14 protein-coding genes are annotated in these 14,738 nt (G+C 59.7%); 1 reads left to right on the top strand and 13 read right to left on the bottom strand.

From position 1 onward, the window contains the following. Window positions 1–19: 19 nt before the first annotated feature. The 3 genes from smc to D5270_RS06680 are packed head-to-tail and all read right to left on the bottom strand — an operon-like array spanning window position 20 to window position 4,578. Window positions 20–3,583 (bottom strand): chromosome segregation protein SMC, encoded by a 3,564-nt coding sequence (gene smc, locus D5270_RS06690; RefSeq protein ID WP_166543370.1) that lies wholly within the window; start codon window positions 3,581–3,583, stop codon window positions 20–22. Further along, entirely contained in the window at window positions 3,534–4,073 is a 540-nt protein-coding gene (locus D5270_RS06685) for a GNAT family N-acetyltransferase (protein ID WP_166543369.1), read from the bottom strand. The genes smc and D5270_RS06685 overlap by 50 nt, the downstream gene beginning before the upstream one ends. After that, window positions 4,063–4,578 carry an AAA family ATPase gene (locus D5270_RS06680; protein WP_207709321.1) on the bottom strand — a complete coding sequence of 172 codons (516 nt, stop codon included), beginning with the start codon at window positions 4,576–4,578 and terminating at the stop codon, window positions 4,063–4,065. The genes D5270_RS06685 and D5270_RS06680 overlap by 11 nt, the downstream gene beginning before the upstream one ends. 71 nt (window positions 4,579–4,649) lie before the next feature. On the opposite strand from D5270_RS06680, the gene D5270_RS06675 reads away from it, so the two are divergent. After that, window positions 4,650–5,084 (top strand): pyridoxamine 5'-phosphate oxidase family protein, encoded by a 435-nt coding sequence (locus D5270_RS06675; protein WP_166543367.1) that lies wholly within the window; start codon window positions 4,650–4,652, stop codon window positions 5,082–5,084. 52 nt (window positions 5,085–5,136) lie between these two features. On the opposite strand, the gene D5270_RS06670 is transcribed toward D5270_RS06675, so the two are convergent. The 10 genes from D5270_RS06670 to infC all read right to left on the bottom strand — a co-directional run bounded on the left by D5270_RS06670 (window position 5,137) and on the right by infC (window position 14,598). Continuing rightward, window positions 5,137–6,183 (bottom strand): elongator complex protein 3, encoded by a 1,047-nt coding sequence (locus D5270_RS06670; protein WP_166543366.1) that lies wholly within the window; start codon window positions 6,181–6,183, stop codon window positions 5,137–5,139. Continuing rightward, window positions 6,183–6,863 (bottom strand): ribonuclease III, encoded by a 681-nt coding sequence (gene rnc / locus D5270_RS06665; protein WP_207709320.1) that lies wholly within the window; start codon window positions 6,861–6,863, stop codon window positions 6,183–6,185. The genes D5270_RS06670 and rnc overlap by 1 nt, the downstream gene beginning before the upstream one ends. Before the next feature lie 18 nt (window positions 6,864–6,881). Then, a complete protein-coding gene (plsX, locus tag D5270_RS06660; RefSeq protein ID WP_166543365.1) occupies window positions 6,882–7,886 on the bottom strand; it encodes a phosphate acyltransferase PlsX in 1,005 nt (334 codons plus the stop codon). After that, window positions 7,874–9,181 (bottom strand): methylenetetrahydrofolate--tRNA-(uracil(54)-C(5))-methyltransferase (FADH(2)-oxidizing) TrmFO, encoded by a 1,308-nt coding sequence (trmFO, locus tag D5270_RS06655; RefSeq protein WP_166543364.1) that lies wholly within the window; start codon window positions 9,179–9,181, stop codon window positions 7,874–7,876. The genes plsX and trmFO overlap by 13 nt, the downstream gene beginning before the upstream one ends. A gap of 3 nt (window positions 9,182–9,184) precedes the next feature. Next, a complete protein-coding gene (topA, locus tag D5270_RS06650) occupies window positions 9,185–11,269 on the bottom strand; it encodes a type I DNA topoisomerase (RefSeq protein WP_166543363.1) in 2,085 nt (694 codons plus the stop codon). 4 nt (window positions 11,270–11,273) lie between these two features. After that, the gene (locus tag D5270_RS06645; protein ID WP_166543362.1) at window positions 11,274–12,434 is read right to left on the bottom strand and encodes a DNA-processing protein DprA; all 1,161 of its coding nucleotides are present in this window, start codon (window positions 12,432–12,434) and stop codon (window positions 11,274–11,276) included. A gap of 1 nt (window position 12,435) precedes the next feature. Continuing rightward, window positions 12,436–13,239 carry a TrmH family RNA methyltransferase gene (locus tag D5270_RS06640; protein WP_166543361.1) on the bottom strand — a complete coding sequence of 268 codons (804 nt, stop codon included), beginning with the start codon at window positions 13,237–13,239 and terminating at the stop codon, window positions 12,436–12,438. Window positions 13,240–13,365: 126 nt separating this feature from the next. Beyond that, the gene (rplT, locus tag D5270_RS06635; protein ID WP_161472250.1) at window positions 13,366–13,719 is read right to left on the bottom strand and encodes a 50S ribosomal protein L20; all 354 of its coding nucleotides are present in this window, start codon (window positions 13,717–13,719) and stop codon (window positions 13,366–13,368) included. Window positions 13,720–13,804: 85 nt separating this feature from the next. Further along, on the bottom strand, window positions 13,805–14,008 hold the full coding sequence (rpmI, locus tag D5270_RS06630; protein WP_066539144.1) for a 50S ribosomal protein L35: 204 nt from the start codon (window positions 14,006–14,008) through the stop codon (window positions 13,805–13,807). A gap of 56 nt (window positions 14,009–14,064) precedes the next feature. Continuing rightward, entirely contained in the window at window positions 14,065–14,598 is a 534-nt protein-coding gene (gene infC, locus D5270_RS06625) for a translation initiation factor IF-3 (protein ID WP_202612323.1), read from the bottom strand. Window positions 14,599–14,738 lie beyond the last annotated feature (140 nt).

Genomic DNA, 14,738 nt, shown 5'->3' with positions numbered 1-14,738 from the left:
CTCCTTTTCCGATTTTACCCTACGACCCGTACTCCGCCGCCTCGTCCGTCCTCAGCGCCAGAAGCTTTGATATGCCCTGGTCCTGCATAGTCACCCCATAGAGCATGTCCGACCCCTCCATAGTGCCGCGCCTGTGGGTGATGGTGATAAACTGGCTCTTGCCTGTCATCCTCCTCAGGTACTGGGCGAACCTTGTGACGTTCACATCGTCAAGGGCCGCCTCTATTTCGTCCAGCACACAGAAAGGCGGCGGGTTTACCCGCATGATTGCAAAATATATGGATATTGCCACCAGCGCCTTTTCACCGCCGGACAGTGACTCTATATGTGTGACTATCTTCCCCGGCGGGTGCACCTTTATGTCTATCCCCGAGGTAAGTACATTTTCAGGGTCGGAGAAGCTGAGCTCCGCCGCTCCCCCGCCGAAAAGCTCCCTGAAGATATGCCCGAAATTCTCATTTATCTTCCCGAAGCGCTCTATGAACTGCTCCTGCATGGCCCCGGTAAGCTGGGTTATCAAATCCAGCAGCTCCTTTTTGGACTTCTCTGCGTCGCCCACCTGCTTGCCGAGGAAGTCATAGCGCTCCGACACCTCCTTATATTCCACCACAGCGCCCACGTTCACCGCGCCCAGTGACTTTATCATGTTCTTGAGCTCCAAAAGCCTTCTCTGTGCCTTCGGCAGGTCCTCTATCTCCTCGGCGACCTCCTCGGCCTCCCTTCTGGTGAGCTCATACTCCTCCCAGAGCCGGTTCATCAGCCCGTCATATTCCTTCTGAAGGTTCCCCGCCCGCTCCTGGAGCCTTGCCAGCTCCCCGGCGGCGCTCTCCCTTCGGGCCAGTGTGTCCCTCTCGGCATTTCTCAGCTCCGAGGACTCCCGCTCAAGCTCCGCGCGCCTTTCGGCCTGCTGCTGGATTTGGGCCCGCCTGTCCCTGGCTGAGCCCCTCAGGTCCTCTATCTGTTCCTTACGCCTTGAGATATCCTCCCTGAGCCCGCTGCTCTTTTCCTCAAGGACCGCTATCTCGGCCTTCAGCCGTTCCTGCTCCCCGGTGGAGTCCTTCAGCCTGGCCTCAAGCTCCGCAATCCCCTCAAGCAGCGCGTCCCGGTCCTTCCTCGCGGAAAACTCCTCCATGCGCAAAGCCTGCACAGTCTCGCCTATCTCGTCACACCTGTCGAGCTGCTCCTGCCTGTTGCCGGTGAGGGCCTGGCTCCTCTCCTGCCATTCCCTCGCCTCCCTGTCCAGCGCCTCCAGACGCTCCCTGCTCTCGGCCTGGGACTTATTCAGCGCCTCCAGACGCTCCCGGGCAGTGGAGCGCTCCTTCAGAAGCTCGCCCGCGCTCTGCCGCACAGCCGCCAGCTCACGTCCGGCCTGGGCAAGCTCCGCGCCCACCTTGGTGCGCTCGTCCTGCAGCGTGCCAAGCTCACCCTGGGCCGCGTCCAGCTGGGCCTCGCAGGAGGACAGCTCCTGCTGGCTCTCCTTCAACGCCTGGGCAGCTTTATCCGTCTGCTCTTTTAGCCCCGCCGCTTTCGCCCTAATTCTCTCAATCTCCCCGGCGCGGCTGAGCAGTCCGGAGTTCTTTGCCCTGGAGCCGCCTGTCAGCGAGCCCCCTGCGTTCACCACCTGGCCGTCAAGGCTCACCACCCTGTACCTGTACCCGGTGCGCCTGGCTATGGCAACGGCGCTGTCCAAATCCTCCGCAACTGCCACCCGGCCCAGCAGGGAGTCCTTGACCCCTGCAAACCGCTCCTCACAGCTGCAGAGCTCTGAGGCCACGCCCACAAACCCCGGAATCTGCTCCATCTCCCTGGCGTCTATGGTCCGGCCCTTCACCGTAGTCAGCGGCAGGAAGGTCGCCCTGCCCAAATCCCTCTGCTTCAAGAGCCCGATAGCTGCCTTGGCATCCTGCTCGGTCTCAACCACCACATTCTGCATTGCCACGCCAAGGGCAGTCTCAACAGCCACCGCGTACTCCCCCGGCACCTTGATTATCCTTGTCACCGGCCCACAGATTCCTCTGAGCATTCCCCGCCCGGCCTCACGCATAACGGCCTTAACGCTCTGCCCGAAGCCCTCCATGCTCCGCTCCAGGTCCTCCAGGAGCTTTGCCCGGCGGAGCTGTTCGTTGGTGTCGAGGGTCAGCCTGTCCACCTCGTCCTTGTTCTGCTGCACCTTCCTTCTGCGGCTCTCAAGCCTCATCTGGTAGCCCTTAACGGCGTTTTCCTTTGCGGCTATCTCCCGCTCTATGCCCTCCAGCAGTTCCGTGAGCTCCCGGCCCTCCCTCTCGGCGGCCTCCTCACGCTCCTTCGCCTGCCGGACGCTCTCATCCACGGCCTCGGCCCTTCGCAGTATCTCCTCCATAGAGGACTGGGCCGAGCTTATCCGCACCCGCTCCTCAGAGAGGCTTGCGTTGACCCCCGCCAGCTTCGCCGCAGCCAGCTCTATCTCCCTTGTGGCCTGGTCCGCACCCTTTCTAAGCTCCTCAAGGGTGAGGGTAAAATCGCTGAGCTTTTGCTGGCTCTCGGCTATGCGCCGCTCCTGCTCCCCGGCCTGGACGCGCTTTCCGGCTATATCCCGCTCTGTGTCGGCCCTGGACTGCCTTGCCGCCTCTATCTGCCCCTCAAGCCTCAAAACGTCCTGGGCGTTATGGGCAATCTCGCTCTCAAGAAGCCCCACCTCGCCCTCGGCCCTGACAGCCTGCTCGTCCAAGGAGGCCGCCTGGGTCCTCGCCTCGTCCATAGCCGCCGTACAGCCGTTGACCTCCCGCAGGTTTTCCTCGGCCCGCTGGGATATCCTCTCCAGCTCCTTCTCTATCTCCCTGTGCTGGGACCCGGCAAGGGCTATCTTGTCCTGGTGCTCCCTAATGCCCTGGGCGGACCGCCGCAGGGTCTCCAGCCAAATCCCTATCTCCAGGCCCTTCTTCTCGCTGTCGTACTCTATAAACTTCTCGGCCTTCTCCGCCTGCTCCTTAAGGGGGCCCACCCGGCCCTCAAGCTCGCTGAGAATATCCCTTAGGCGCACCAGGTTTTCCTCGGCCCTCGAGAGCCTGCGCTCGGCCTCTTCCTTGCGGTAGCGGTAGCGGGAAATCCCCGCCGCCTCCTCAAATATCTCCCGCCTATCCTCGGACTTCGCCGCCACGATACTGTCAATCTTGCCCTGGCCTATGATGGAGTAGCCGTCCCGGCCAAGGCCCGTGTCCATAAACAGCTCGTTTATGTCCCTAAGCCTTACGGTGCTCTTATTGATAAGATACTCGCTCTCCCCGGACCTGTAGTAACGCCGGGTTATAGCCACCTGGTCGTTGTCAAAGGGCAGCGCCCGGTCGGCGTTGTCTATGGTGAGGGTGACCTCCGCAAAGCCCTGGGCCCTCCTCTCAGGCGTGCCGCCGAAGATAACATCCTCCATCTTGGAGCAGCGCAGGGACCTTAGTGACTGCTCCCCCAGCACCCAGCGCATGGCGTCGCTTATATTGCTCTTTCCGCTGCCGTTAGGCCCCACCACCGAGGTGATGCCCCTTTCAAAGGAGAGCGTAGTTTTATCCGGGAAGGTCTTGAAGCCCTGCAGCTCCAGCGATTTTAATATCATCTAGGTAAGTCTCCTTGCTCAAATAGAAAATCGGGTCGCCGTTCTCATTCTCCCCCGCCCGCCTCATACCGGCCTTCTCCATCACCCGGTATGAGGCCCGGTTGTCCTTGTCACAGCCGCCGTTCACAAATGGCGCCCCGGCCTTGGTAAAGGCATAGCCCAGCACTGCCCGGGCGGCCTGGAACGCATATCCCCTGCCCCTGTAATCGGGTTCAATGGAGTAGAAAATGTGCAGCTCCTCCCCCGATGTGCCGTCCAGCCCGCACCAGCCTATTATCCTTCCGGACTCCTCCCTTTTTGTGACCGCCAGGCATAAATGCCATATGCTTCCGGGGGTATTCCTCCTATGGTTCTCCCCCATGCGCTCCAGCACCTTCACGGCCTCGTCCCGGGAAATAGCCCCCTTCTCAAAGTCCCACATGCGGGATATCTCCCCTATATCCTCAGGCCCCGCTGTGCGCAGGATAAGGTCCCCGGTCCTAATCTCCATAGCCGTCAATTATTTCCTTCATCATCAGCGCCACTTCCTTCGGGGACTTTCCGTCGGTATAAATCACATGGTCCCCCGGATAGCTTGGCAGCCTCAGCCACTCCATGGAGCACTCGTTCTTATCGCCCCTATGCTTGTGCCGCTCCCTCAGGGTCTCCTCCGAACAGGTCAGCGTGAAGCCTATCACCTGATAGCCCTCCTCAGTGATATCCCCGAGTATGCCCTCGCGGATATTCTCATACATTGCAACTACTGAGCAGAACACCACATAGTCAAAGCTCAGCCTGAGATAGTTGGACAGCACCGCGGACATGGCCCTGTCCCCCTCCCGGAGCCTGGGGTCGTCCAGCTTAAAAGGGTTTACGCACCAGCACCAGTCCCCGTCAAGATACGCTGAGTTCTCATACATCTGAAACAGCAAATCACCCGCTGTGCTCTTGCCCACGCAGGGCGAGCCGCTTAAAATTATCAGCTTCTGTCTGCCCATTATTTTTTCTCCTCTCATAAACACGACATACTGTTGTCATGTTTCATCCTCTATAATACAAGCATAAACCCATAAAGGAGGGCATTACAATGCCAAACACTCAGGAAATCATCCAAAAAGCCGGAGCCATCATCGACCAGCGCATCCGCGCTGCCAACTACTGCACTCTTACCGGCATAGACTCCGACGGCTGCCCGGCCACCACCACCATCAGTATCTCTAAGCACGACGGCATCCGCTGGCTCACCCTCTGCACCGGGGTTGGCGCGCCCAGTTCTGTGCGTTTCCGCGCAAACCCTAAAGCCTGCTTATGCCTTAACTTGGACGGCGACCACATGTACCACATCGCGCTTATGGGCGAGGTCCAGGTATGCACCGACCTAGAGACCAAGCGCGAAATGTGGTACGATGGCCTTGCAGACCATTTCTCTGGGCCGGAGGCTGAGAATTTCGCGGTGCTTAGGTTCACCACTAAAAGCTATAGCTTATGGGTGGACTATACGGAAGTTAAAGGGGCGTTTTAAGGTTTCTGCCAGGCATTTCACTCTGTGAAATGCCTGAATTTTTTGTGTAGGGTTACGGCCTCCGGCGGCTCGGGGGCTCTGCCCCCAAGACCCCTGCAACCTTTAAAAAGGTTGACGAAACTTTTACCCCGCTTCGCGGGACGCTCTCGTCCTGTATAAACGTCACCGTGTAACCTTCGGCCTTCAGCCGCCTTACGTTCTCCTTGCCCTGGCCCAGCGCCGTGGAGATGTCCCTGGGGTTTACCGACACCCTATACTCCCCCGGCTCTCCCAGCCCTGCAAGGAGCCTTTTAAGAAACCTTCTGCTCTCCACCAGCTGCCGGAAAGCCTGGTGGTACGGCCCCGCCACCATCCGCTCCTCCAGCTCCTGCCCGGGGTGCAGGCCCATGCGTATCACACTCACTCCCGCGCCCTCAAAGAGCTCCAGGAGCTTCGCGCAGAGCTCCACAGCTTCGCCCAGCTCCTGCGGCCTGTAAAGCCCCTCATTATAGAGCCTGCACAGCTCTGTCCCCGGCAGCACCATGGTGGGGTATACCCTCGCGGTCACCGGCCCCAGCGCTATGAGCTCCCGGGCAGTCTCAAGGGCTTTTTCGTCCGTATCGGTATAGAGCCCGGTCATCATCTGAAGGCCCAGCTCCAGACCCGCCCGGCGTATAAGCCCGGCAGCCCTTTTTGTATCCCCGGCGGTATGCCCCCGCCTGTTGGCTGTGAGCACGCCATCGTCCATGGACTGAGCCCCCAGCTCCACGGCAGTGACCCTATGCTCCTTGAGGATGTCCAGCACCTCATGGTCTATGGCGTCCGGTCGGGTAGAGCACCTGACCCCCTTAAAGCCGTACCGCTCCACGGCCAATTTGGCCGCCTCCAGCAGCGAGAGCATGTACCCCCGGTCAATGGCAGTAAAGCTCCCACCAAAGAAGGCTATTTCGGCCTCTGAGCAGTTCTTAAGGAACCTGACTGCCGTATCTGCCGCCGAGAGCACATCCTCCGGCCCCGGCTCCCTCACCTGCCCGGTGATTGTCCTCTGCTCGCAGAAGCTGCACTGGCGCGGACAGCCTAAATGGGGCACAAATATTGCGATATTCGCGTGCCTGCCCATCAGTAGCCCATCAGCTCCAGGGCTTCCCGGGCGGCCTGCTGCTCGGCCTCCTTCTTGCTCCTGCCGCCGCCCTTGCCTATCACGTTGCTGTTAAGGTGCACTTCAACTGTAAAATGCTTCTGATGGTCCGGCCCGCTCTCCCCTGTGAGCACATACACAAGCCGCTCCTCCGGGTTTTGCTGGATTATCTCCTGCAGGGTGGTCTTATAGTCCTTAAAGGCCTTCTGCCCCCTGGTCTTTGCGGCAGGGATTATAAATCGCAGAATAAACTCCTTTGCGGCTGTAATCCCCCCGCTGTCAAGATAGATGGCGGCGGTGGTGGACTCGAACACATCCGCCAGTATGCTGGACCGCTCCCGCCCGCCGGAGTGCATTTCGCCGTGGCTCAGCCGCAGGAAGCTCCCCACCTCCAGAGACCTTGAAAACCCGCAGAGGGATTTCTCGCACACCAAAGCCGCCCTGGTTTTCGTGAGCTGGCCCTCGGAAAGGCCCTCCAGGTTCCCGTAGAGATATTCAGCTGTGACAAATCCCAGCACCGAGTCCCCTAAAAACTCCAGCCGCTCATAGCTGTCGGTCTTATGCTCGTTGGCATATGAGGAATGGGTCAGCGCCGTCTCCAGCAGCTTTTTATCCCTGAACTCATAGCCTATCAGCTTCTCGTATTCCTCCAGTGGCCTCATCCCGGCACCTCCCAAAACTTATTGCTCCTTCTTCCCAAGCTCCGCTGCTATAGCCTCCACAAACCCCGACTCCGTGCAATCCCGCACAAGCTTCAGGGCGCTCTGTACCGCGTAGGCCTTGGCGTTGCCGTGCATTTTAAACACCGGCTTCGAGGCCCCTATAAGGGGCGCGCCGCCATATGAGTTATAGTCCATATTCTTTTTGAGCCCCTGCAAATCCCCGTATATCATACCAGCGGCCAGCTTGTTCTTTAAAGACTTTTTGAAGATATCCTTCACCATGCCCATCATGGCAAGGGCCGTGCCCTCGTAGAGCTTCAGCACGGTATTCCCAGTAAAGCCGTCGGCAACAGCCACGTCGCACACGCCATAGGGAATGTCCCTCGGCTCTATGTTCCCGATAAAGTTTATCCCGCCGCAGCCCTTCAAAAGCTCGTGGGCCTCCCTTCTCAGGTCGTCCCCCTTATGCTCCTCTGTGCCCACGTTCACAAGGCCCACCCGAGGGCTCCTGACCCCCATGACCTTCTCCATGTACACCGAGCCCATAATCCCGAACTGCAGCAGCATATCCGCCCGGCACACCACGTTCGCCCCGCCGTCGGATATCATAAATGGCGTGCCTGCCGTGGGCAGCACCGGCGCGAAGGCTATCCGCTTCACGCCCTTAATCCTCTTGACTATCATTGTGGCCCCAAAGGCCAGGGCCCCGCTGTTCCCGGCGCTGGCAAAGGCGTCGCCCCTGCCCTCTCTCAGGGCCTGCATACCCACAGCCATGGAGCTTTCGGACTTTGATTTGAGTACGCTCTCCGGGTCGTCCTCCATGGTGAGCACATCCGTGCAGTGCAGGACCTCCATTTTGTTAAAGCTGCCCTCAATCCCCAGCTCCCTTGCGCTCCTCAAAAGCTTGTCCTTATCCCCCGACACGCTTATATCTATGCCCAGCACATCCATCGCCCGGGCGCAGCCCAGCAGTATCTCCCCCGGGGCGTTGTCCCCGCCGAAACCGTCAACTATAATGCGCATATTACGCTCCTTTCCAGGTCCCTGAGAGCCCGCTGTGCAAGCTCACTGTACCTCTCCCGCTTGTCCCTGATATGGGCGCCAAGGGGCGGCAGTATGCCGAAGTTCGCCCCCATAGGCTGGAAATCCTTCCCCTCATACCCGGATATATACCGGCTCAGCGCCCCCATCATGGTGGTATCTGGCAGCACAAGGCTGTCCTGCCCCCTAAGCCTTCTCACGGCGTTCAGCCCCGCCAGCATTCCCGACGCCGCCGACTCCATATACCCTTCAACGCCGGTCATCTGCCCGGCAAAGAAAAGCTCCGGCCTCTCTCTCATGGAAAAATCCCCGTTCAGGAGCCTTGGGGAATCCAGGAACGTATTCCTGTGCATTACGCCATAGCGCATGAACTCGGCGTTTGCAAGCCCCGGTATCATTCCGAACACCCGCTTCTGCTCCCCGAACTTCAAATTTGTCTGGAAGCCCACCAGGTTATAAAGGGTCTTCTCCCTGTTCTCCGTGCGCAGCTGCACCACGGCCCAGGGCCTGTGCCCGGTATTTGGATCCACAAGCCCCACCGGCTTCATCGGACCGAACCTGGCAGCGTCGAGCCCCCTTGAGGCCAGCACCTCTATGGGCATACAGCCCTCATAGACCTTTGGGGAGGCCGTGTCGCAGCCGTGCAGGGGCGCCCTCTCCGCCTTCAAAAGCTCCCCCATAAAGCTCTCGTACTCCTCTTTGTTCATAGGGCAGTTGATATAGTCGCTGTCCCCCCGCCCGTACCTTGAGGCGGCAAAGCACCTTGACATATCTATACTCTCCGCCGTAACAATAGGAGCTGCCGCGTCAAAAAAGCTCAGCCTCCCGCCGCAGAGCCTCTCTATTCCGGCTGCCAGCCCGTCCGAAGTCAGGGGCCCGCTGGCTATGACCGCCACCCCTTCGGGCAGACTCTCGGCCTCCTGCCTGCATAGCTCTATAAGCGGCTCATTCTCTATGGCTTCAGTTGCCAGCCTTGAGAACTCGTCCCTGTCCACTGCCAGCGCACCCCCTGCGGGCACCTGGCATTTTCCGGCGCAGTCCATCAGCAGAGAGCCCAGCCGCCGCATTTCCTCCTTGAGGAGCCCGGCCGCACTCTCTGTCCGCGCGGCCTTTAGTGAGTTTGAGCAGACCAGCTCCGCCAGCCCCCGGCTCTTATGGGCGGGGGAAAATTTCTCCGGCTTCATCTCAAGCAGCCTCACCCCCACGCCCTGCCTCGCAATCTGCCAGGCGGCCTCACACCCTGCCAGTCCCCCGCCTATAACGGTTATGCTCTCCATAATCTACTCCTTGGGCTCCCTGCCCGGGAATGTACAGCCCTCTGTTACGCAGTAGAGCCGCTTATCCTTAGTCTTCTTCTGCAAAAGCACCTTGCCGCAGACCGGGCATTTCTCGCGGCTTGGCGGGTCCCAGCTCACAAAGTCACACTCGGGGTATCTGTCGCAGCCGTAGAACACCCTGCCCTTTTTGGACTTGCGCTCTATAATATTCCCCCCGCACTTGGGGCATTCCGCCCCGGTGGGCTTCACTATCTTCTTTATATTCTGGCACTCCGGATACCCCGAGCAGGCGATGAACTTGCCGAAGCGCCCGTGCTTTACCACCATTGGCCGCCCGCACTTATCGCATATCTCGTCGGTCTCGTCCTCCTTCAGGTGTATCTTCACACCGTCCATGGCCTTCTTTGCCTTCTGCACGGTCTTGTCAAAGTCGTCATAGAAGCTCTGAAGGGTGTCCACCCACTCCTCGTCCCCCCGCTGTACCGCATCCAAATCGTCTTCCACCTGGGCGGTAAACCGGACGTTCACTATCTTCGGGAACTGCTCCTTCATAAGCCCGGTGATGACCTCACCCAGCTCTGTGGGCTTAAAGGCCTTGCCCTCCCTTGTCACATACTCCCGCATGGTGATGGTGGAGATGGTGGCTGCATAGGTGGAGGGCCTGCCGATTCCGTTCTCCTCCAGGGTCTTTATCAGCGAGGCCTCTGTGTACCTTGGGGGCGGCTGTGTAAAGTGCTGGTTGCCCAAGACCTCCCGCACCCTGAGCTTCATCCCCTCCTCAAGCGGCGGCAAATCCTTCCCTGCCTTCTCGTCGTCCTCCTTGGTCTCCTCATACAAGGCCGTGAAGCCCTCAAAGTTCACATTAAAGCCGCTGGCCTTAAAGATATACCTCCCCGCTTTTATAGTGGCCTGGGTGGTATTCAGCACGCAGTTTGCCATCTGGCTGGAGATAAACCTCTCCCATATGAGCTTATACAGCTTATACTGGTCGGCAGTGAGGGAGTCCTTCACCTGCTCGGGGGTGAGGCTGATAGTGGAGGGCCGTATGGCCTCGTGCCCGTCCTGGGCCCCTGCCCGGGACTTATAGTGCCTGGGCTTTGGCGGCAGGTACTTCTCCCCCCAGCGCCCCTCTATGAACTGGGCCGCGTCCCTTATGGCGTCCTCAGAAACCCTCAGCGAGTCGGTACGCATATAGGTGATAAGGCCCACAGCCCCCTGGCCTTCAATGTCCACGCCCTCATAGAGTTCCTGGGCCGCCCGCATGGTGCGGTAGGCCTGGAAGCCCAGGCGCTTGGAGGCCTCCTGCTGCATGGTAGAGGTGATAAACGGCGGCGCGGGCTGGCGGCTGCGCCTGCCCTTCTTCACCGGCCCCACTATAAACTCCTCATTTTGGAGCTCGGCTAAAATACCGTCCGCCTGCTCCTTATTGGCAATCTCAATCTCCCCGCTCTCATCCCCATAGAAAGCCGCGGGGAACACGACCCTTGCCGGGGGGGCCGTGAGCTTCGCGTCAATGCTCCAGTATTCCTTCGGCACAAAGGCCCTTATCTCCTCCTCCCGGTCCACAATCATGCGCACCGCCACAGACTGCACCCGCCCGGCGGAGAGGCCCTTCCTGATGGTCTTCACCAAAAATGGGCTTAGGGTATAGCCCACCAGCCTGTCAAGAATCCTGCGGGCCTGCTGGGCGTTTACCAAGTCCATGTCAATGGCCCGGGGGTTAGCCATGCCGTCGGCCACCCCGGTCTTGGTTATCTCGTTAAACGTCACCCTGTCAAGGGCGTCCTCCGGCAAATCCAGAATGTACGCCAAATGCCAGGAGATGGCCTCGCCCTCTCTGTCAGGGTCGGTAGCCAGCAGCACGCCGTCGGACTTCTTCGCCGCCGCCTTCAGCTCCTTTACCAGCGCCTCCTTGCCCTTTATTATGGTGTACTTGGGCTTAAAATGGTCCTTCACATCCACGCAGAGCCTGGCTTTCGGCAGGTCCCGCACATGGCCCATAGAGGCCACTACCTCATAGTCGGGCCCGAGATATTTCTGAATGGTCTTCGCCTTTGAGGGCGACTCCACAATCACTAGTTTAGACATATATCTATCCGTTTCCTTTATTCTTAAATTTTCGGGCTGCCAGCCGCCGGTACCTGCGCCCCGGTGCGCTCTCTATCTGCCCTGCAAGCTCCATGCGGGTGAGCAGCCTTAAAAGCTTCCCGGCCTCCATGCCGCAGCCCTCTGCAAGCTCGTCCACGGTCCGTTCCCCGCCATATAGCATGTCAAGCACCGCCTGCTGCTCCGAAGGCAGCCCCTTCACAGAAGGCTCCTCCCTGCCCGGCGGCGCCTCCTGAAAAGCCGGCTCGGCTATCGCTGGCCCGGGCCCTTCAGCCGGCGCGCCTGCCCCCAGCACCTCGCCGCCTGTAATTACCGGGGAGGCCCCCTCTTTAAGCAGCCTCCTGCTCCCGGCAAATTCCTCAGCATCCTCAGGCCCCGGGAACACAAAAAGCTCCCGGCCCTGCTTCGCGGCGTGGCGGGCGTATATCATCGTGCCGCTTTTCTCAGCCGCCTGCACAAGCACCACCTTCCGGCAGAGCCCGGTTATCAGCCTGTTGCGCAGCTGGAACCCGCCCCTGTCCGGCTTATTCTGGGAGAAATACTCTGTAATAAGCGTTCCGCCCAGGTCTAAAATCTTTTTTCGCAGATGGCTGGTCGTGGCCATATAGGAGCTTGTAAGGTCCACCGCCAGGACGCAGGCCGCCCTGCCCCTGGCGCTTATGACCCCCTCCATGGCGCAGCCGTCCACTCCCGAGGCCTCCCCGGTGACTACCGTGCCGCCGGACATTGAAATCCTGTAGCAAATGCCCCTTGCAGCGTCAAGGCTCTCGGGCACGGCCTTTCTCGCGCCCACCACCGCTATCCTCGGCCCCGAAAGCTCCCCGAGCTTCGCGCCCTTACTATACAGTACCGCAGGAGGGTCAGAAATATTCCTCAGTTCCCCGGGATATTGCTCACACTCCGGCGTTACCACCTGCCAGCCCAGCCTCATGGCGCAGTCCAGGCGCACCATGGCCTCCTCAAGGGTGCAGGCCGCCAGTGCCGCCGCCTGGGACTCGGACACATAGTCAAGCCTGTTCCAGCACCTTGCACCCTCTCTATAGAAGCCCTCAAGCCCGCCGGGAAAGCTCTTATAAATATGCCATGGCCTGCCGCTCCCCACCCCGAAGGCCTGCTGGGCCCACATCCAAAATACTATATTTTCCAACTCAGGATACGCCTCCCTTCATACTGCCGCGGCTGAGCTCCCACATGAGCACCGTAGCCGCAGCCGCCGCGTTCAGGGACTCTGCCCGCCCTCCCATGGGTATGGTGATAAGGTCGTCACAGAGTCCGGCGGTCCCCTCCATAAGCCCGCTGCCCTCATTGCCGATGAGCACCGCGTGCAGCCCGCTTCCAAAGTCTATGCCGGTGACCAGCAGTGCCCCGCTGTCAGGCACCGCCCCGTGGGTTCTATAGCCCTCGGCTCTGAGCCGCCCTAAAAGCTTCCCGGCGGAGCTCTCAGCGCCAAGCCCCAGCCGGAAGGCCGCGCCCATAGACGCACGCAGGGCCTTCGGCGAAAGCGGGTCGCAGCAGTCCCCCAGCAGGAAGACCCTGTACCGCCCCAGAGCCTCGGCTGTCCGGAGGATAGTCCCCAGATTCCCCGGGTCCTGTATGTTCTCAAGCACCAGGCACGGCCCCCCGGGACCGGCCTGCTTCCATTCCGGCCAGGCGCACAGGCAGAAAACCCCCTGGTGGTGCTTGGTGTCCGAGAGCAGAGCCGCCACCGGCTCCTCTATCATGTATCCAGCCCCCGCAGCCTTCAGCACCGGCTCAAGGTACTCCCTGTACTTTTCCCCGGCCTTCGGTGTAAAAAAGCAGGCCTTTATCCTTACGCCAGACGCCGCCGCGTCACGGCAGAGCCTGGCCCCCTCACAGATGAACTCCCGGCGCTCCCGGCGCTCCCTGGGTGAACCCAGCAGCCCCGCCGCGGCCCTTATAACAGGGTTGCGGCGGCTGGTTATGGTCTCCATAGGCCTTCTCCTTCCTCAGGAAACTAGCCGAAACCGGCGCGGCGCAGTCCCGCTCCTTCCGGCAGGAATACAAACGCCCAAGGCAGAGAGCCTCAGGCGCGGGTGCCGCATGGCGCGGCGGGCAATTTACAGTGCTGCCTTGGCCTTCTCCACCAGGGCGGTAAAGCCCTGAGGGTCGGCAATGGCGATCTCGGAAAGCATCTTCCGGTTCAGCGTTACCCCGGCCTTCTTCAGTCCGTTCATAAAGGTGGAGTAGTTAGTGCCGTTCATGTGGCAGCCCGCGGAAATGCGGGTAATCCACAGGCGCCTAAAGTCGCGCTTACGCTGCTTGCGGCCGATGTAGGCATAGTTGCCGGACTTCATTACGGCCTGTTTGGCCATTTTAAAGTGGCGGCTTTTTGCACCCCAGTATCCCTTCGCCAGCTTCAGTACCTTTTTCCTTCTCTTGCGCGTCATCATCGCGCCCTTTACTCTTGCCATAGCTTCTCAATCCTTTCCCGGCCTGCCCGGGGCCCCTTATCCGGCCCGGAGCATGTTCCAATTTGATTCGCAGTTTCCCTGTCTCTTATTTATAGGGCAGCATCCGCTTGACAGCGGCAGTGTTGGTCTTGTCGGTAACAGTGGTGCCCCTTGCGTGGCGCTTGACCTTAGGGGTCTTTCCGTGGCCGTTGAACAGGTGGCTGGTGAACGCATGGGCGCGAATCACCTTGCCGTTTTTCGAGAGCTTGAAGCGCTTTTTAGCGCCGCTGTGAGTCTTCAGTTTAGGCATACTTTATTCCTCCTTAATCTTAAGCGCCCCTCCCCGGCTTAAAGGGGTCGGGCGGCTTACTTTGTCGGCTTAGGCGCCAAGAACATCAGCATGGTGCGCCCCTCCAGCTTCGGCTGGCGCTCCACGTTGGCAGCTTCCTCCATGGCCTCGGCGAAGCGTTTCATTATCTCCTGCCCCAGCTCCGGATGGCCCATCTCGCGGCCCCTGAAACGGATAGAGGCCTTGACCTTGTTTCCCTCGGCAATAAAGCGCAGGGCATGGTTTTTCTTTGTCTCAAAGTCGTGGGTGTCGATGTTCAGCGACAGCCTCACCTCTTTGATTTCCACCACCCTCTGGTTCTTGCGCTGCTCCTTCTCCCGCTTGCTCTGCTCGAAGCGGTACTTGCCGTAGTCGATAATCTTGCACACAGGCGGGGTCGCCTGGGGGGCAATCTTCACCAGGTCCAGATTCTTCTGCTCCGCGAGCTCCATAGCCTTTTTCGACGGCATTATCCCCAGCTGGGAGCCGTCGGAATCGATGACCCTGATTTCCCTGTCGCGGATTTGTTCGTTAATCTGCAGTTCCTTGCTGCTAATGTTCAGCACCTCCATCAAGCGATATCCTCAGTCCTTACGGAAAAAGCGGGTGGAACGCACTCCACCCGCAGAATCAACACATTACATAAGGGCCCGAAAGCAGGGCCTTCATACCGTATTGACCTATGGCGCATGAAAGCGCCAGGGGTGGGGAA

It is taken from the genome of Acutalibacter sp. 1XD8-36, assembly GCF_009917525.1.
Classification (GTDB): domain Bacteria; phylum Bacillota; class Clostridia; order Oscillospirales; family Acutalibacteraceae; genus Acutalibacter.
Note: the sequence above shows the minus strand (reverse complement) of the source record. Positions and strands in the feature narration are given on the sequence as shown.

Excerpts from the sequence above, each read along its gene's own strand:
- D5270_RS06640 (WP_166543361.1), bottom strand. The coding sequence starts at position 13,239 with ATGGAGACCATAACCAGCCGCCGCAACCCTGTTATAAGGGCCGCGGCG.
- infC (WP_202612323.1), bottom strand. The coding sequence starts at position 14,598 with ATGGAGGTGCTGAACATTAGCAGCAAGGAACTGCAGATTAACGAACAA.
- rnc (WP_207709320.1), bottom strand. The coding sequence starts at position 6,863 with ATGAGGCCACTGGAGGAATACGAGAAGCTGATAGGCTATGAGTTCAGG.
- rpmI (WP_066539144.1), bottom strand. The coding sequence starts at position 14,008 with ATGCCTAAACTGAAGACTCACAGCGGCGCTAAAAAGCGCTTCAAGCTC.
- topA (WP_166543363.1), bottom strand. The coding sequence starts at position 11,269 with ATGTCTAAACTAGTGATTGTGGAGTCGCCCTCAAAGGCGAAGACCATT.
- D5270_RS06680 (WP_207709321.1), bottom strand. The coding sequence starts at position 4,578 with ATGAGAGGAGAAAAAATAATGGGCAGACAGAAGCTGATAATTTTAAGC.
- trmFO (WP_166543364.1), bottom strand. The coding sequence starts at position 9,181 with ATGGAGAGCATAACCGTTATAGGCGGGGGACTGGCAGGGTGTGAGGCC.
- plsX (WP_166543365.1), bottom strand. The coding sequence starts at position 7,886 with ATGCGCATTATAGTTGACGGTTTCGGCGGGGACAACGCCCCGGGGGAG.
- D5270_RS06675 (WP_166543367.1), top strand. The coding sequence starts at position 4,650 with ATGCCAAACACTCAGGAAATCATCCAAAAAGCCGGAGCCATCATCGAC.
- smc (WP_166543370.1), bottom strand. The coding sequence starts at position 3,583 with ATGATATTAAAATCGCTGGAGCTGCAGGGCTTCAAGACCTTCCCGGAT.
- D5270_RS06670 (WP_166543366.1), bottom strand. The coding sequence starts at position 6,183 with ATGGGCAGGCACGCGAATATCGCAATATTTGTGCCCCATTTAGGCTGT.
- D5270_RS06685 (WP_166543369.1), bottom strand. The coding sequence starts at position 4,073 with ATGGAGATTAGGACCGGGGACCTTATCCTGCGCACAGCGGGGCCTGAG.
- rplT (WP_161472250.1), bottom strand. The coding sequence starts at position 13,719 with ATGGCAAGAGTAAAGGGCGCGATGATGACGCGCAAGAGAAGGAAAAAG.